General features: G+C 43.6%; 16 protein-coding genes and 4 pseudogenes. 5 read left to right on the top strand and 15 right to left on the bottom strand.

Annotation, left to right across the window (positions count from 1 at the left end; all coding sequences use genetic code 11):
• Positions 1-109: 109 nt before the first annotated feature.
• From AC0L66_RS08875 to AC0L66_RS08855, 5 genes and pseudogenes are all read right to left on the bottom strand, one after another.
• On the bottom strand, positions 110-301 hold the full coding sequence (locus AC0L66_RS08875) for a CPXCG motif-containing cysteine-rich protein (RefSeq protein ID WP_265672958.1): 192 nt from the start codon (positions 299-301) through the stop codon (positions 110-112).
• A 52-nt stretch (positions 302-353) separates the two neighbouring features.
• Positions 354-809: a GNAT family N-acetyltransferase gene (locus AC0L66_RS08870; RefSeq protein ID WP_265672959.1), complete on the bottom strand. Its 456-nt coding sequence runs from the start codon at positions 807-809 to the stop codon at positions 354-356.
• A gap of 83 nt (positions 810-892) precedes the next feature.
• Positions 893-1,305, bottom strand: a pseudogene (arfB, locus tag AC0L66_RS08865) (alternative ribosome rescue aminoacyl-tRNA hydrolase ArfB).
• 116 nt (positions 1,306-1,421) lie between these two features.
• Positions 1,422-1,637 carry a VF530 family protein gene (locus AC0L66_RS08860; protein ID WP_265672961.1) on the bottom strand — a complete coding sequence of 72 codons (216 nt, stop codon included), beginning with the start codon at positions 1,635-1,637 and terminating at the stop codon, positions 1,422-1,424.
• A gap of 909 nt (positions 1,638-2,546) precedes the next feature.
• A pseudogene (locus AC0L66_RS08855) lies at positions 2,547-4,213 on the bottom strand (mechanosensitive ion channel family protein).
• A 293-nt stretch (positions 4,214-4,506) separates the two neighbouring features.
• Here AC0L66_RS08855 and AC0L66_RS08850 point away from each other — a divergent pair.
• Entirely contained in the window at positions 4,507-4,758 is a 252-nt protein-coding gene (locus AC0L66_RS08850; protein ID WP_265672964.1) for a GlsB/YeaQ/YmgE family stress response membrane protein, read from the top strand.
• Positions 4,759-4,895: 137 nt separating this feature from the next.
• Here the strand turns inward: AC0L66_RS08850 and AC0L66_RS08845 are convergent, their stop codons facing one another.
• The 8 genes and pseudogenes from AC0L66_RS08845 to nrfB all read right to left on the bottom strand — a co-directional run bounded on the left by AC0L66_RS08845 (position 4,896) and on the right by nrfB (position 11,520).
• Complete coding sequence (locus tag AC0L66_RS08845; RefSeq protein WP_265673243.1) at positions 4,896-5,312, bottom strand: GNAT family N-acetyltransferase; 417 nt, start codon at positions 5,310-5,312, stop codon at positions 4,896-4,898.
• 131 nt (positions 5,313-5,443) lie between these two features.
• On the bottom strand, positions 5,444-5,953 hold the full coding sequence (locus AC0L66_RS08840; protein WP_473566980.1) for a GNAT family N-acetyltransferase: 510 nt from the start codon (positions 5,951-5,953) through the stop codon (positions 5,444-5,446).
• 65 nt (positions 5,954-6,018) lie between these two features.
• Positions 6,019-6,492, bottom strand: coding sequence for an ASCH domain-containing protein (locus tag AC0L66_RS08835; RefSeq protein WP_473566978.1), 474 nt, complete (start codon positions 6,490-6,492; stop codon positions 6,019-6,021).
• 157 nt (positions 6,493-6,649) lie between these two features.
• Positions 6,650-7,054: a cytochrome c-type biogenesis protein gene (locus tag AC0L66_RS08830; RefSeq protein WP_265673245.1), complete on the bottom strand. Its 405-nt coding sequence runs from the start codon at positions 7,052-7,054 to the stop codon at positions 6,650-6,652.
• 43 nt (positions 7,055-7,097) lie between these two features.
• Positions 7,098-9,124 (bottom strand): annotated as a pseudogene (locus AC0L66_RS08825) (heme lyase CcmF/NrfE family subunit).
• Positions 9,125-9,273: 149 nt separating this feature from the next.
• A complete protein-coding gene (gene nrfD / locus AC0L66_RS08820) occupies positions 9,274-10,230 on the bottom strand; it encodes a cytochrome c nitrite reductase subunit NrfD (RefSeq protein WP_473566977.1) in 957 nt (318 codons plus the stop codon).
• Between the two features lies 1 nt (position 10,231).
• Positions 10,232-10,922, bottom strand: a pseudogene (gene nrfC / locus AC0L66_RS08815) (cytochrome c nitrite reductase Fe-S protein).
• A gap of 1 nt (position 10,923) precedes the next feature.
• Complete coding sequence (gene nrfB, locus AC0L66_RS08810; protein WP_473566975.1) at positions 10,924-11,520, bottom strand: cytochrome c nitrite reductase pentaheme subunit; 597 nt, start codon at positions 11,518-11,520, stop codon at positions 10,924-10,926.
• 494 nt (positions 11,521-12,014) lie between these two features.
• On the opposite strand from nrfB, the gene nrfA reads away from it, so the two are divergent.
• Both nrfA and AC0L66_RS08800 read left to right on the top strand, forming a co-directional pair.
• Positions 12,015-13,430, top strand: a complete 1,416-nt coding sequence (nrfA, locus tag AC0L66_RS08805; RefSeq protein ID WP_265672971.1) for an ammonia-forming nitrite reductase cytochrome c552 subunit — start codon at positions 12,015-12,017, stop codon at positions 13,428-13,430.
• A 213-nt stretch (positions 13,431-13,643) separates the two neighbouring features.
• On the top strand, positions 13,644-14,075 hold the full coding sequence (locus tag AC0L66_RS08800) for a hypothetical protein (RefSeq protein ID WP_473566973.1): 432 nt from the start codon (positions 13,644-13,646) through the stop codon (positions 14,073-14,075).
• Between the two features lie 62 nt (positions 14,076-14,137).
• On the opposite strand, the gene AC0L66_RS08795 is transcribed toward AC0L66_RS08800, so the two are convergent.
• Entirely contained in the window at positions 14,138-14,911 is a 774-nt protein-coding gene (locus tag AC0L66_RS08795; RefSeq protein ID WP_473569208.1) for a ferredoxin--NADP reductase, read from the bottom strand.
• A gap of 173 nt (positions 14,912-15,084) precedes the next feature.
• Here AC0L66_RS08795 and AC0L66_RS08790 point away from each other — a divergent pair, with 173 nt between their 5' ends.
• Both AC0L66_RS08790 and AC0L66_RS08785 read left to right on the top strand, forming a co-directional pair.
• Positions 15,085-15,774 carry a hypothetical protein gene (locus tag AC0L66_RS08790; RefSeq protein WP_473566971.1) on the top strand — a complete coding sequence of 230 codons (690 nt, stop codon included), beginning with the start codon at positions 15,085-15,087 and terminating at the stop codon, positions 15,772-15,774.
• Entirely contained in the window at positions 15,771-16,826 is a 1,056-nt protein-coding gene (locus AC0L66_RS08785) for a 3-oxoacyl-ACP synthase III family protein (RefSeq protein ID WP_473566969.1), read from the top strand. Before AC0L66_RS08790 ends, AC0L66_RS08785 begins: the two co-directional genes overlap by 4 nt.
• Before the next feature lie 317 nt (positions 16,827-17,143).
• Here the strand turns inward: AC0L66_RS08785 and AC0L66_RS08780 are convergent, their stop codons facing one another.
• Positions 17,144-17,788: a TPR domain-containing protein gene (locus tag AC0L66_RS08780; RefSeq protein WP_473566968.1), complete on the bottom strand. Its 645-nt coding sequence runs from the start codon at positions 17,786-17,788 to the stop codon at positions 17,144-17,146.
• Positions 17,789-17,839: the final 51 nt, after the last annotated feature.

Raw genomic sequence — 17,839 nt, 5'->3', positions numbered from 1 at the left:
CTTTCGCGTAGCAATATACTTTCGCGTAGCAATATACTTTCGCGTAGCAATAAACCTCCACGCAACAAGGAGTCCTCAAAGAAGCGCATGATGCCGTCGTCAGCATCAATTACGCGTCGTTTTCATGACGCGTAGAAACAACAAGACCATCGTCAACAAACGTAATCGAGAACAAAATAGGACGACAACAGACATAGCAGTCTTCAATATACTGCTGTTCGCCACTCGTGCAATCAATGGAGGTTTCAAATTGCTCGCCACAGTACGGGCACTCTACATAATGAAATCGAATGGCATCCATATCCTTTCACCCTATTTAATTTGTTGTGCGGTGATCTTGTTCAATAAACCTACTATAGCTGTTTCGTCATGAAAACACTGTTGGGGTCAAGCGTGTAATCTGCAAAGGGTGGGCATTCAACAAAACCAAAGCCTTGATATAACGTCCGTGCTGGATGAAAAAATGCTTCGGTTCCTGTTTCGAGGCTGAGCCGATTAAAGCCTTCTTGTTTGGCGGCTTCGCATAAATGAACAACGAGTTGCTTCGCGATACCTTTACCACGTGCGGAAATCGCTGTGCGCATTGACTTTATTTCACCATGCTGGCCATCGAGTACTTTAAGAGCAACACAACCTGCAAGCTCACCTTCAATCCAAGCGGACCAAAAAGTGATGTCTGGTTTTTGTAATCCGGTTAAATCCAATGCATGAACACTATCCGCTGGAGAAGTAGCATACATGTCATCGAGATGCTCTTGTAATAGACCTTGGATTTCAGGCCCTTGTAAATCGTCCCTAATTATTTCCATGCGTATATCCTTATACGTTGATTTTTGATTTCCATGTTCATGTTGCCGAGGTGATATCACTACTTATAGACGCGTATTAACACTTAATCCGATACTCTGCCTCTAAGCGCCTTAGTATTGCCTTTGCGCTTCTTCGCATCCATTCTGCGCGTCTGTGAGTTGCGCGTTGGTCTCGTCGCCCTCCTCGCTTTCTGGACAACAGCAGCTGAAACAATAAGCTGCTTGAGCCGCATCAAGGCATCTTCTCTATTCTGCTCTTGAGTTCGATAAGCCTGCGCCTTAATGATGATGACACCTTCTTTCGTGATTCTCGTGTCAGATAACGCTAACAGCCTTTCCTTGTAAAAATCAGGCAAAGTGGAACGTTTTATATCAAAGCGTAGGTGTATTGCTGAGCTTGTCTTATTTACTTTCTGCCCACCACTCCCATAGATCTTATGGCTGTAAGCTCTATTTCCCACTCGGCTAATTCAACGCTATTCGAAATTTTCAGCATAGTGCCGCTCTAGTCTGTAAAAGTATTGACATGTGGAACCTTCTGACGACCATTTATTGCCTCGCAAAGAGAGTTGCATCAACATTGGCAAGCATGGTCGTCGTTTTACGCTCTTGCTAACTAAACGTAGACACATAGAGCGCTTCAACTTTATCGCGCGCCCACTGGGTCTTTCTTAAGAACTTGAGCGACGACTTGATAGACGGATCATTACTAAAGCAATTCACATTAATGTGATAGTACAATTCATCCCAACCGTAATGCTCAACTAAGCGAGTAAGAATTTTTTCTAATGTAAGCCCGTGCAATGGGTTGTTTTGTTGGTGGCTCATAAATAAGAGTCCTGATTAAATTTTGTAGAGAAAAGCGTCAGTCTAAGTTAGAGGTGGTGATAATGGTTAAAACTCAACCAAACCTACTATTTTATAGCCAGGAACTGGCAAAATACGCTTAAGATTGTTCAAGCTTATTATGAATTCGAAATAGGATCAAAACTAATGAGTTTAGGCAGGTTTTTTGACTAGAGTGTCGCTTCGCTTATACGTCATCTGACATAGACAACATGGTCTCGAACTCGTACATAGTTGTTTCTAAAAAGGCTTTGCCGTTCCCCAACGCGTCGCCGACCCTAGTAGGCGTAAGTCGCCTGTTCATACTCTAGCAGAAAGCAATGTAAACAAAAGGGGGGGTAACGCTCAATTCCACCCCCTTTAAATACTAAGCAACAAAAGAAAGATAAAATGTACGATTGCTCAATATTCTGATGTCATCTAATCGGTACTCTCTAGCCCAGTATAAAGGAACTCAGCTGCAAAAGCGCTTAGGTACTCACCGTTATTGCCGCTACCAATAAAACTGCCATATACTTACTGGCTAAAATACACAAGCCTAAAGTATTAATTATTTTTTCCATATCGTTTCTCCTTTGAAGAAAAGTGTTGTTTTAATTGCGTAAATTAATAAACACCCCCATTTTAGAACAACAGATACGAGCAGTTTGCGAGCCCCAACAATGTATCGACCCAGGATATTATAATTCTTATATAAAAAGCGAAAATTGCACAAATTTACAACTAGTAACAAACATTTTATAAAGCACCCGAGTGCCAATAAAAAAACACGACCAGATAAACTGGTCGTGTTTTGTGTTTGAGTGACCTAAAAAGGCTATGTTACTTAAGCCACCATTATGCCTAACACTCGATGTTAATCTATGCTACCACGTAGTCAGCGACGCTTAGCTACGCTTCTTTCTTATCTATCATGTGCAAGTGGACGTCTTGCTGTGGGAATGGGATAGAAATGCCTTCCCTATCAAAACGTAGCTTCACTTCTTTTGTCACATCCCAATACACATCCCAATAATCATCCGTCTTCACCCAAGGGCGAACTATAAAGTCGACGGAAGACGTATTTAATGTGTGCACTTTAATCATCGGCTCTGGCGAGTTCAGTACTGAAGGGTGGCTCGTCACGATGTCTGTCAGCACGGATTCTGCTTTTAATAAATCATCGCTATAACCAATCCCAAATATCATATCGACACGACGAATCCGCTCATGGGTGACATTTTTAATCACATCGCCCCAAATTTTTCCATTCGGCACTATAATAATTTGATTGTCAAAAGTACGAATCGTGGTGCTCACTAAGCTCATGTGGCTCACTTTACCATCAACCCCCCAGCAAATACAAAGTCCCCAACATCGAATGGACGATAAATAAGTAACATCATGCCTGCAGCAAAATTGGACAAGGTATCTTGAAGAGCAAAGCCAATGATGACACCAGCAATACCAAAACCCGTTAACACAGGGGCAAGGTTAAGGCCAATTTGAGACAAACCGACCATAATACCGATAATCCAAACGATATTCCCTGAAATAGAAACAAAGAAGTTTTGCATCAAATGCGACAATTTAAAGTTTTTCGTGACTACGGCTTTGCTCACCACCTTACGTACCAACTTGACGATCATCCGAGTCGCCATCAAGATCAATATAAAAATAAATACTTGGAATAGTTGTTGAGGTGCATTGTCTGCTAACCATGTCAGGCCAGCACTCCACCATTCGTTGGCGAGAGAGAGCATCACTTTTACATTTAAAATATCTTGCGTGATGTTTCCTGTCACTTGGAAGATTTGGCGCTTATATTCCGAGGTTTCCAGATCCATATCATCACCAAGCACAATCAGCTTTTTCATACTGTCGGTTTCAATCGACAATCGTTGTGTCGTGATTAGCTGCGTCATCTGAAGCGCTGCTTTTTCTGATTCGGGCGCTGCAGCAATTTGAGTCGCCACTGTTTTAACTTGTTGATCAAAGTATTCTATCGAAGCGGAAACCAATCTCATTCGTTTAGTGATAAACAGAGATAGGGCTTGTTCCAATTCAACATTAGGTTCACCAAGTTTTTGTAACCATGTCAGATTCTGCCAACTGCTTTCATAAGTTGAATCTAAATACTCCAACAACTCTCGATAGGTATTGAGAATAGAAAGCTTTTCTTCATCTTTTGCCGCGTTGAACTTTTCGGTGATGTTTTTGATTTTATCTTCAAGATACGCTTTTGCACCTTCGGTATATTCTTGCTGCAATGCAACTTGCGCACTTAATACCGCTTTTGGTAGTGCATCGTTGTCGATACCGGTTGCGATGATATCTCTTAATTCATTATTTTTATTAAACAGCCTAAATTGAATCGCGTCTTTTTGATCCCCTGTTGATAGCTTTAACGACTCTGCTAGGTCTTTTATCTCACGATTAACACGGTCAAACTCCCGTTGCTCTTTTGTTGAGCGCACCGATTCGTTTTCTGTTTGTGCGTGCGCATATGAGAACAAAACACTGTTCAAACCAATGATAAATAATAATAAGATTGATTGTATCTTTACCAACCGTGACATCTTCATTCCCGACTCCTTGATGGGCGTGCTCCCCTCGAACGTATGCCGAGGTACCTCGCTATCGATTAATACCTTTGCCATCGACTCAGATAGCTATATCAATAATAGATGAATTTTATTCGAGGATGACCTCGCTAACGAAAAGATTACTGGTTCAATTCACATTGTTAGTCATAAATCATTTAGGACTCTGTTCGCTTATGGCAATTAAAGGAATTGACGGCCTACTATTTGAACTATGCTTACCGATGGTAACGTCATCTACAGCGCTTAATTAGTGTAAGGAGCGAAATATGGGCATCATTTCATGGATTATTTTAGGTTTAATTGCGGGAGCACTGGCAAAATGGTTAATGCCGGGTAATGATGGTGGGGGTTGGCTCGCGACGATGGGGCTTGGTATTGCTGGCGCATTTGTCGGTGGGTTTATCGGTGGATTGCTTGGCTTCGGTGGTGCTAACGGTATTAATATCGGCAGTATTATTACCGCTACGCTCGGTGCTTTCATCCTTCTTTTCGTCTACAACCGTTTTATTAAAAACTAACTTGAAAATTAAGCCTAGAGAATGAGCAAAGAGGGCGTTTCAGTTATTGAACTCGCCCTTCCCTTTCGCTCTTGGCATTGAGTTAGAGTCGACCAGCCAATATCGCAAAGGTTAGCGCTAAAGCGCACTGACTGCCGCTAAATGTTCAGATTCGCCGAGGCGTTAAACGAATACATTTTGATTTCTTTACGATCCTCCCACCCTAACGAACGATAAAACTGCTGCGCATTTTCATTTTCCGTAGTGACAAAAAGATGCGTTTTGTTTATGCCAATCAGCCCTAACGCTTGTGTCGCTTTTTCAATTAAGCCCCGACCAATTCGTTTTCCACGGTGCTTATCCGCTACCGCAAGATGCTGAATATAACCTCGACGCCCATCCGTCCCCACTAACACGGCACCAACAATACGATCTGTGACCATGGCGACATAGCTCAAATTTGGGTTCTGATCTAAGTATTCCGTAATACTTTCTCGGCTATCGGCCTCGCGCAACTGCATGTTTTCCGTATCATGCCAAAGCCCAATCACCGAATCATAATCGGTTGATTGCATTTCTCTATAAGTCACACTCACTGAGTCACTCCTTTTAAACTCAATTACCTCAACGTGATACCAAGGGTATCCTTTTATATGCTTCACAATGATTGCAAACGATAGTAACGTCATCTCATGGTAACGAACATCTACTGGGCATAGATTACATCATCATACCTTTGACCATCTATCATGTAGGCATCAGGTACTCGCTTTACCTGTGTAAAGCCACACTTACTCAGCACCCGTTCAGACTGGGTATTCCCATCTGTCACGGTCGCCTCAAAAGCGACGTAAGAAAGGTGCAATTGCGCCCAATTTAACAGCGCCTGTAATGATTCTGTTGCAAAGCCATAGCCATGACATTCAGGTGTCAGCAAATAGCCGACTTCAGCCTTATTACCATCAATGATAAAGCCAGTAATACCAACCTTCTTGCCCGTTTCTTTTTCAACTATGGTTAAACATAACCAGTGAGATGCCGTAATATGCCAGGCAGGTAAGCGGTGCAAAAATCGCTGATGAATTTCCGCATCCGTTGGCGTATCAAAACATAAGTGAGTCACCCGCTTATTGCGGTGAAGTGCTTTAAAAAAACTCGCATCACTATTGTTAAGTTGACGCATGCTAAGGCGACGACTTTCAATACGTATTTTCATGATGATAGCCTCATGGTAAGAGATTCACGGTAATAGCCGGGGAGACAGTCTCATCGAAAAGGGCCCTATACTCCGACGGGATAGACTTTTTCGAACGTTTCCAAAACAAGATCATCGTCAGTGGTAAAGGTTAGACCTAACTGCGAGGCGTAGCTCTGGAAGAAATTGATATGGGACGTACGCCAAGATGGGTAACTGCGATCGCCCTCTCCCTCCATAAAAGCGAACTCAGGCGTCACTTTATCAAACGCACAAATCGCAACACTAGTCACTTTAACAATACACACTGGCTCTTGATTCCAGTTAAGCACAACGGATAGTCGCCCGATCTGTGGAAGCGGCTCATCATCAACCACATACCCTTCTTTAAGACTACAAGTTGCCGTTTTGATGTCTTGATCAATTAAACGTGCGCATTCATTTGCATGGTACTCATCGGCGCAAAAATGCTCTGCAATAACCGCAGGGACCGCCGCTCGTTCAGCTTGAGAGAGTGTGGATAAGTACTGTTCTAAAAATTCGCTTTGCGTTGGCGTCATAGTCCTTTACTCAAAATAAACACACCTTACTCAAAATAAACATCCTTTACATAGATATTACAATGAGTTGAACTAAGCTGACTAGTGGGAATTGGTGATTTACGTCTACTGTAGCGCGTTAAATTACAGCGAACTCTTGTCTACTGGGAACTCCTGTCTACTGCGAACCCTCCTCACGGCTATTTTCACGCCCGTTAGAATGAATGCCTCGACGAAACATTAGCACGAGAAGTGTCAGCGCAATGATAATCGGCACTCCCCACAACAATGCATTCTGCTGGGTCAGGGACGGTTGATAAAGAACATGCTGCCCATACCGAGCAACCATATAATCCTTCACTTCTTGTTCTGTTTTACCTTGCTTTATCAGCTCGAAGACTCTCAGTCGAATATCTTTCGCGACTGGTGAATTAGATTCAATTAAGTTCTGATTCTGACACATAGGACAGCGTAATGTTTTGGCTAATGCTATGGCATCCTTCTGTTGTTTAATCGACTCAAATTCGAATAACTCAACCGATTGCGAACTGGCTGATGCTGATGTGATGCTCAAACAAAGCATCGCTAGCAGTAATACCGCAAACGCAGACACCCAAAAATGCGACCTATATATAGCGTGAACCTGACTGCTTCGCACCCTGCCCTCCAGTTATTATTGAATGACGACTCTCACACGATATCCGAATATTATCCTTACCTCGTTGGCTTAACAGCACTCCAGCAACGCCCGTAACCATAAGTAGTGCCCCCAACCAAATCCAACGTATAAATGCCTTAAATTGAATCCGCACCGCGTAATGCCTGCTGTCAATTTTTTCGCCTAGAGAGATGTATATATCGCCATCCCAAAATGCCGTCATAGATGGCTCAGTCATATTCATAACACGTATCGGATAATGGCGCTTTTCCGGATAAGCAAGCCACACTTGCTCTAAGGGACTTTTCTTGTCATCTAATGGTCGTATTTCAATCACTGCTCGCTCTGCACTGAAAGACGGTGCCACATAAAGTTGCGTATCAACATAGTGAAGTTGATAGTCGCCGAACTCAACTTGGCTCGTTGGCCCTAATTTCCGCGTTATTTCATACGAATATTCACTGTTCATTGCAGCACCAAACGCGACGACTGCAAGCCCAATATGCGCGACCGACACATAAGCCAGTCGTTTAACACGAGCAGTTGCTCGACTGCGGTAAAGAACGTAGCCATGAGTTGCCACAACCCAAAGTGCACCCCAGCAGCTAAACAGAGCCCACATTGACCATTCTGCGCCAACAGGTTCATTTTGATAAACGTAGTAACGAAGAATACCGCCAGCAAGCCCAAAAGTAATCACGGCCAACCCAACACATGTTGAGCGCAATCGATAAGGCGTTGCCGAATCCCACTTTAGCAACGCTGAAAATCCAACAACAAACAACGCCATAATAGCCAATGGCGCAATGAGAAGATTGAAATAGGGTGCACCAACCGAAATATTCCCCAGCCCTGCCAGCTCGTATACCATTGGGTAGAATGTGCCAAACACGACAATGATCGTGGCTAAGGTAAATAGATTCGCACACGCCAGCAGTAAGAAGTTTTTATTCAAGACGCCTCGTAATGTTCGCGACTGAATAGAGTCAATACGCTTAATCAGTATTAAGAACGATAGTATGAAAACAAACGACAGTATTCCTAGCAAGGTAAAGCCCTTGCTAGGATCGACCGCAAATGCATGAACCGAGGTTAGCACGCCAGAACGCACAATAAAGGTGCCTAAAATACTCAGACAAAATGTCACAAAAGCCAGTGAGTAACTCCAAATTAATAGTTGGCTCCGTACTCTAGACGCTAGTAACGTATGCATTAAAGCCGTCGCCGTAAGCCAAGGCAACAATGAGGCATTTTCCACTGGATCCCAAAACCACCAGCCTCCCCAACCTAGCTCGTAATACGCCCACCACGAACCCACAGCAATACCCACCGATAAAAAGATCCACGCATTTAGCGTGTAGGTTTTCGCATCATTTAACCACGTAGACGTACTTTTATTTTCCAAAAGCGCACCCACAGCGAGTGCAAGCACGGAAGCACAACCGACATAGCCGATGTATAACAAAGGTGGATGAATGATTAGGCCAATATCTTGCAGCATTGGATTCAAATCTCGCCCTTCCATCAATAGCGTCGGGTTGAATTCAAAGGGATTGGACGCGAATAGGGTGAACCAGGCAAAAATGGCAATAAAGGAAAGCATGATCCAAGTGGCATGAAAGCGATATCCCGTCTTGGCATGCGCTTTGGACAAACATACAGACCATAGTGACAACGTCACCACCCAGAACAACATTGAGCCCTGATGCCCACCCCAGGTTGCGGCAAGCTTAAATGGCAGCGGAAGCTGGCTGTTTGAGTTCTGCGAGACATAACTCAACGAAAAATCGTCAATAGCAAATCCATACGCCAATATCATCATCGACAACACTGAGAAAAATAAGGCAAAAAACTGCTTAAGCGAACGATTCGCACCAGACCCGCCATCCAGCTTGATTGAGACACTCTAGCAGTGCAGATGCAGCCGCCCACCGCCCCAAAGGTACTGATCATAGCGGCACAAATCAGTGCGAATAATCCAATATGACCAATCATAAAACCTCAATCAATAATAACAGCGTAAGCCTACACATTTTAAAACACATGGAATTAAACCTATATGCTCTAAAATATATCCGCTTAGAAAAGATGTCGTCATTCCAACAAGAACGACGACATTCATCGACTAGCGAGCACGAATAAGACTAAACAACCGTCATTTGTCCTGCGTACAATACGAATGTTCTTAGCATCAATACACCGAGTAAACTGAGCGATGTCACAACCAAAATAAAGCCATGATTATGTTTCACTCTATCAGAGCTAAAGAAATTCATCGCCAATGGCAATAACATCCCTAAACCAATCACACCATACCAGAACCAACTCGACCAAAAGCCACCGCCAATCGCATTCCAAGCCGCCGCTTCGTTCTGCCCACCACTAAAGATTAGACCAGTAAAGAAAGTGACGATCACAAACAGTTCAAACAATACCACTGGACGTTCAAAACTATGCACCCACTGTACACTAGCGCTGTGCGCATCTTCTTTAAACACTAAGATACCAAACAACAAACTCGCGGCTGCGCCAGAAGATAAACTAGAAAACAAGAACAGAATCGGTAAAACGGGGTTATTGAGCATTGGGTAAGTTTTCAACGCGGACAATAAGAAGCCCGTATAAGCCGCAAGGGCAATCGCCAACACACCCAAAAATAACTCAATACCATTTTCAAATTTTTCTAATTTAATTAGGATAGTTTCAACAAAATCAAATTTCCCACCTAAAACGTCCATTATTGGCTTGCGGAATATGAGTCCAATCCACACGAACAAGACCGCCATATAGACTTGGAATAAAATCACACCCATCGACATCACTGACGTCGGATTGAAGTAGATCATAATCTTCCAAAACTCTAACGGTTTCGTTAGATGGAATACCAGAATCAGCAACCCGACAATAATGCCAAATGGCGCTAACCATGCCATCGCTTTCATTATGCCGTTATCAGCTGGATTACCTTCAATCACGTTACGCTTCAAATACAGCGCAATCATAACTGCACCCGCCGACATACCTGCTAGAAACAGATAAATAGCAATGATCCAGTCCCATACCAAAGAGTCAAAATGAAAGGCAGTTTCCCAAATACTCATGCTACACCTCCCCCTTATGGAACGGTACTTTATAAAGCTTAGGCTTGGTGCCTAAATGCACTTTATCTCGATAGACCGCGTTGACCGTGATTGCTTTGCTAATCGTACTCTGCGGGTCATTCAAGTCACCAAACACCAACGCTTTTGTTGGACAACTCTCTACACAAGCAGGCTGCTTTCCAGCCGCAAGGTTGGTATCGCGGCAGAAGTTACACTTATCTGCAGAGTGATCTTCTGGGTGAAAGAAACGGACTTGGTACGGACAAGCCGCTAAGCAATATCCACAACCGACACATTTCTCTTTGTGTACATCTACAATGCCGGTTTCTTCATCTTTATAAGCCGCGCCGAGAGGGACAAACGTAAACACAAGGTGGGTTTTCACAATGCTGACAAGAAGTTCGGGTAAAACGGTATTCAACATCTGGGTACTCACCCATTGGTTCTGAACGGTTAATCTCTAATCGAGACACCCCTTCAGGAACCTTATTGACTTCGCGACAGGCTTCTGTACACGCAGTACAGCCAATACAGGCATTTTCGTCATGCAGCATGCCGTAACGCTTTGCAGCTTCCGTGTTATCTACTGACGCGTCCGAATTCGTACTGGTCAATACTGATGTAGTCGCGACGCCTGTTGTAAATATGACCGCACCTGATCCGGCGAGAAAATTTCGTCTAGAACAACTCATATTACCTGCCCTCCTCTTCACGCAATTCGTTGAAGTCTTTATGGCAATCGACACACATTTTGATTTTGGCTTTATGATCAAAAGACAAGACTTTGGCTTTTTCAGCATGAACGGAGTGGCAGTTGCTGCAGGTTAAGTTTTTAGCATGAACATCATGTGTCCAACTGTCTTCACTTAAGTACTGAGGTTGGTGGCAATCCGTGCATAATTGGTTTGCCTTTAGTATCGCCTCTGGCGAGAGCCACACTTTATCAGTGCCTGGTTGTGACTGAGCGTCGTGATACTGAACAACGGTAGAAGCGCCATCACGGTGATCAGGTCCAATATCACTGTGACATTGAGTACAGTTCACTTCTTTTCCTATGATAGAGATAGCGTCCTCTCCATGGGAGCCAGCAAGTGTCTGTTTTGAGTCTTTGTGACATTGAATACATTTGTAGTCTTTATCACGAATTAACTCTACCTTATACCGTTCTTCTGCTGCCCCTTTCGTTGGGAGCGCTGCGTCATCGGCAAAGGCATTGAGTGAAAAACCATAAATAGAAAATGCTAGAAGGGCCTGAAGCATTATCGTTATGGTCAATTTAACATTGCCCATCGTATCCTTTCCTTAAACCTTCTCTACCAGAGAATGACTGGGAGTTCGGTCAATAATTAATACTTTTCCTCAACTCAAGATGAGAAAATGCAATCAATTCTTATTTAGGAGAGCCACAACGCTTCACCATTTGATCTTATGACGCACGCTTTTTTTTCCTACTTCTTTAGGGCTAATTAGTGAGCAAAGTCACCATTATTTATGTGTGTAATTATACATAAGATGCTGTTTTATAATGATAATTAATATCAACAAATTTATCACAACTAACCCTTTAGGGTTAGATTTTATTTGATATGACCGAGATCACTCCCCTAAATTGATCTAGGACAGGAAAGCCCACGACATGTAATAAATTATGTCAATTTGTGGCGTATTATTACACCGTCCATTGTGGTTTATAATTCGTTATCTCCCACAACGGACATCTCCAATTCTTATTAACGGAAAAGCCCCACAACGCATTTCAAAAATTAGAATACGGAGATTACACTGTGAAAAAGCATTGGATTATTAGTTCCGTTGCATCGCTGGCAATACTAGCAGCTGCTAGTGCGCCCGCTTTTGCGACAACAGAAGATGGGTTGGCTGATCCTAGAAACCAAACCTATGAAGACAATCACCCTGATCAATATAAAACGTGGAAGGAAACCAGTGAAAGCGCCGAAATAGAGGATGCTCTTGAGCAAGACCCTAATATGGTTATTCTATGGGCTGGATACGGCTTTGCGAAAGACTATAACAAGGCACGCGGTCACTTCTTTGCGTTGGACGACGTCAGACAAACCCTGCGCACAGGCGGTCCAACGGACCCTAAATCTGGCCCAATGCCGATGGCATGTTGGAGTTGTAAAAGCCCAGACGTCGCCCGTGTGATTGAAGAGCGAGGCGAAGACGGCTACTTCGAAGGAAAATGGGCACGCTTAGGTGGTGAAATATCCAACCCTATTGGTTGCGCCGATTGTCACGACACTCGTAGTGAAAAATTCAAAAATGGCGAGCCTGAGCTTGCTCTGACTCGTCCATACGTAGAGCGTGCATTTGACGCTATTGGTAAAAAGTTTGAAGAGCAATCGCGCCTCGACAAACAAGCCTCAGTTTGTGCGCAATGTCATGTTGAATACTATTTCACTGGCCCAAATAAGAGTGTTAAATTCCCTTGGGATCTCGGTACAACCGTAGGTGAAATGGAAGACTACTATGATGGTATTGAGTTTAAAGATTGGCAACATGCCGTGTCAAAAGCACCAATGCTAAAAGCTCAGCACCCAGGTTATGAAACGTGGCGTGATGGTATTCATGGTAAGAATGGCGTTGTTTGTGTCGATTGCCACATGCCGAAAGTAACCAAAGAAGATGGCACTGTGTATACCGACCACAAAGTAGGCAATCCATTCGATCGCTTTGAAGACACCTGTGCAAACTGTCACACACAGTCTAAAGACCAGTTACAAGGTATTGTTTCTTCACGTAAAGCTCAAGTGCTAAACATGAAACTGACCGCTGAAAAACAAATTGTCGCTGCTCACTTTGAAGCAGGCGCAGCATGGGATGCTGGCGCAACAGAAGAAGAGATGAAGCCTATCCTTATGGATATTCGTCACGCTCAATGGCGCTGGGATTATGCGATTGCGTCGCACGGTGTGCACATGCACGCACCAGAAGTTGCACTTGAAGTGCTTGGTACCTCCGTAGACAAAGCCGCCGATGCCAGAACGAAGCTGATTCGTTTACTCGCGAAGAAAGGTATTACCGACCCAGTAGAAATACCCGATATTTCAACCAAAGAAAAAGCGCAAGCCGCTCTGGGTATGGATATGGATAAGATGAATGCTGACAAGCAACACTTCCTAGACACGGTTGTACCGCAATGGGAGGCGGAGCAAAAAGCAAGAGAGTCGAAATACTAAACAAAAGGTGATTAAGCCTTAGGCTTCTCGTCATTGCAATCTATACACGATGATGTGACCTATTCGATTTTTTGCCAAAGCCCTAACCAAAAGTTAGGGCTTTTTTTCACATCTACTATAACCTTTTATTAATAGCGCCTTAACTTATAAACGCTATATTTAAGTTGACGCTAGCCTTCACCTCACAGGGTAACATTACTCAATAGGGTCATTATGAAACTACGCTTACTCACCGCTTTATTCCTTCTCAGCGCCCCCGCTTTAGCGGGTGATTATAACAGTGTCACCGTTGGTACCACCAGTGATGGTGGATTTGGTGTCGGCCTCTATCACGATAGAAACCTCAGCTTTGGCTTCTATTCAAATCTATCCGGTGGTACAGGACCAAACAATGATGATTTTGCGTTGAATATTGGCGTGGTGAAATCGCTAAGTGATAACATTGCAGGCTATGTCGGGGCTGGCGTGGCCAATCGCAGCCTCGAAAAAGTCAACGACCTTCCGTTTAAAGAATACGAATCAGATTTGCGCTTTAACGGCAATATCGGCTTACTATTCAAAACAGGGGTTACCGGGTTCACCGCTGATGTAGGCTACAACACAGGTTTGGAATCGGCATTTTTTGGCGTCGGTTACACGTATTAGTCTAGATACATGTATGCCTTGATTATCAGATTAACAATAGCGACCGGATAGAAATAAGCGGACTACCAATAATTTTCACTCGCAAATTGACCTGGTTTGCGGCGTAAATGTTTTGATAAGCCTAATTCCACAAGTGTTGCACTGGTATCTTTAACCATTTGTGGGTTACCACATAAATACACAAAACTTCTTAAGGCGTCCAAATTTATCCCTACCTTATTTTGAATGTCGTGACTTTGTAACAGTGCTGGAATTCGACCTCGTAAGCTTGGCTCATGGTCTTGCCTTGAAACAATCGACAAGTAATTAAATGTGCTACCCAGTCGTTCGTGTAGTGCTGACGTCATCTCAGGATAAACCAATTCATTCGCCGTGCGCACTGCATGCACTAATGTCACTGACTCGAATCGCGTCGCGATCGAATCATCTTCTAAAATGGATAAAAATGGCCCTACCGCCGTACCTGTTGCTAGCATCCATAACTCACGTGCATCTTTTGGAATTTCGTCCAATGTCATAAAACCCGATGCCTGCTTGCCAACAAAGAGTGTATCTCCAACATTTAATGCCTGTAACCTTGGTGATAGTTGCCCTAAATCATCCGCTACGATAAGAAACTCTAAATGTTGGTATCCATAAGCATGTGACGGGTGGTTGACCATTGAATAGGCACGTCTTAGCCAGTTCCCCTGCTCATCCAGCAACGCTAATTTGGTAAACTGACCCGCTTCATAAGGCAAAATAGCAGCCGATACCTCTAAACTAAATAGGTTTTCCGCCCACTCTTTTTTTGCTAGAACCCGCCCCTCTATTAGACCATTTGGTATACCTTGCATTCGTTCCCCCCACCAAAATCGACCGTTATGACTCATAGCTTAGGTCGTTATTCTCAAATACTTAAACTACAATTTGAAAATAAATGAGTAATTAATACAAATCGTTGAAAGATTTTTCTCATTTCACGGTCTATATATAGTACGTGTTATCGAAGGAACTGTGACTAAGACTTATGAAACCCTGTTTTCCCTCTCTTCCTCAGTCGGCTCAGAGCCAAAGTCCAGTAAAAAACTGGCTAGTTTTGTATCGCCAGCAGCCCATCGACTTCACAACTGAGCAACAGATCGCCCTTGCTCGTCTGTTACCTTTGCTGATATGCGGCGAGCAGTCCTCTCAGTGGGTATTTCATAATGAAGTTCAACGACAACGCGACAATAATCCTCTACAAGAAGCGGTTGAAGACTTTGAATCTATCGTTGCCGATGAGCAGTATCATGAAAAAGCATTAGAGCTGGTACGTCTAACGCTACCAGAGCCTGCTGATATCACCCAAATTAAACGTCGTAGCCAACGCTTTTTTGCTGCCCTAGGGCTAAGACAAAATTTTGATGTTCACTTTGCGCAAATAGCTTGTTTGGACGCGCTCGTTTGCCGACTCATGTTAGCCATTGAGAAAGGCAGCCTTAATAGCGAGCATCCATTTGTTTTGCTATGTAGAGCCATTAAACAAGACGAAGCAAAGCACGTAACCTTGTCTAAACGCCATGCTCTTGCTTTAGGTTTCGAGCACTCTCAATGGCAATCACTAAAAAGCAGTATTGCCGACAGTTTATATACGCTACTTGCAAGCGAGCGTTCCGCTTTCGAAACAATAGGCGTTGAACTAGATACTATTTTTGATTCAAAGGAAGGCGATCAATGAACACTGTTTTTCTACCCGGTCAAGTAAAGCTGCTGGCGGCGAGCAACGCCTTTCCAGATCAACAACTCAACAACGAGCAGTTAATTACAGCGTTAGAGAAGTTGTCCGGAAGACGGTATGCCAAAGTTGCCGCTCGCATCGCGCCTTTTCTTGGCATTGAGCAACGGCACTTTAGCCGAAGCATTCATCACTATGTTAGCCCACCAACACCAACCAATTCAGATTTAGTAGTGGAAGTCATGCAGCGATTGATGATTCAATCACAAGTGTCTTTAAGTGATATTGACTACCTAATCGGTCATACCACCACACCCGATACGCAACTCCCTCCAAGCATTGCATGGGTTACGGAGAAGCTAAAGTTTTATGGCCCATTTATGGAATTAAGGCAAGCCTGCACCGACTTCGCCAGCGCGCTGCAAATTGCGATCCCGCGCATCGCTTTATTAGGTAAACCCGTCGCCTTGGTCGGCAGTGAAACAGGTTCAGTTTACTTTGACTTTAAAGAAGCATTTTTGGACCAGTCTCAACTGGTCAATTACATGCAAATGGGAGACGGTGCTGGCGGTGTCATTCTAGGCCCTGATGATGGCTCTGGTCATGGCATCATTAGCGATTGTTTTATGGGGCAAATTGGTGTCGATATGGCGCCCGGACTTTCTTTAGATGGTGGTTCTCTATCCGTCCATACCCAAAAAACAATTGCTCGCTTTCACCACAATGCGACGAATGTTAGGCAAAGTGGCGAAGCGTTGTTTAACGCTAGCATACAAGCTCTGGCTCAACGCGGTTATAACGTTCAAGACTTTGATTATATCATTCCGCACCAGGCCACTGGCCACATTGATAGTCAACTTAGCGAAGCTCTGGGAATTGACTGCTGTAAAGTCATTAATGATGCGAAGAATTGGGGAAATCTCGGTTCTGCAGCCATTTGGGCAAGTTTTGCCAAACTGGTCAACAGCGGCATGCTACAACCCGGAAACAAAGTGGCTATTTTAGGCGCGGAAGCCACTAAATATATGTACGGAGGATTCATTTACCGTCATTAATCCCCAGCTGTACTTCATCGTATACAGTAGGCTACACGACTCTCTCCATTGAAACCTTGACTCATCGCGGATAAATAGAATAGCATCCTGTAAAAATAAAAAGGAGGGGGATGTATGAGTAATAAAAGTATTTGTGCTGGGTGTAATAACCCATCCAGTTTTACTAGAGTTCGTCGGACTAGGATTGAAAAATTATTTAAAGCGCCCAAACAAAAATGGTGTTGTACCCATTGTAAAAAAACCACTTTTTTTACCTTAAAGGAACTCATCGACGCCAACTGACCACCTACAGTGTCAACAATTTTTGGTCGGTAATTTTAAAGCATACTTTTCGCTTGATTAATTTTTTCGATGAGAGCAGCGCGCTGAATGCCCGGTCGGTTGGAGTCTAATATTTTCGTCCACTGTACAATTGCGTCGGCATAGCGCGAGTTCAAAAAATGATCCGAGGCAATCAATAATAACGCTGTATCGTTTAGCTCATCCATTTGCAGTGCTTTATCTAAAAAACTCAACACATCTGGCGTCATAGTTTGCGATTCAGAATAGTATTTTGCCGTAGCAATAGCAGCGTATTGTCCAGCGTAAGGATTCTTCGACAGCCGTATGGAGTAATCAAAACAGGTAATGGCGGCATCAAACTCATTAGTTTGCATGTACATTTGCCCCAAGGCAAACCAATCTTTACTGTTATTAGGGTCATTCTTTAATGCTTGCTGTAGTTCAAGCATCATCGTTTCCCCATTTTTAAATGGCGTCGGTTTCACAAGTTCAGGAATATCTGACTTCAACTGACTCCAGACCAATAGAGAAAGCCCACACACCAGGGCGGATAGCGTGGTCGATATACCTAATGTTTTCCATCGTTGACTGGGGGCTTCAGTTCCACGCTTCACTAGCCCAAAATAACAAACCACCACCATCATCAAAAAACAAAAGGCAACAAATAGCGCGAACGACATACTTCAAATACTACTGATTAATACTAGGTAATCATGAGTATACCTCGCCAC

This window comes from Vibrio sp. GJ43-1 (assembly GCF_055808835.1).
The sequence above is the reverse complement of the archived record's forward strand: the minus strand, read 5'-3'. Positions and strand labels throughout refer to the sequence as shown.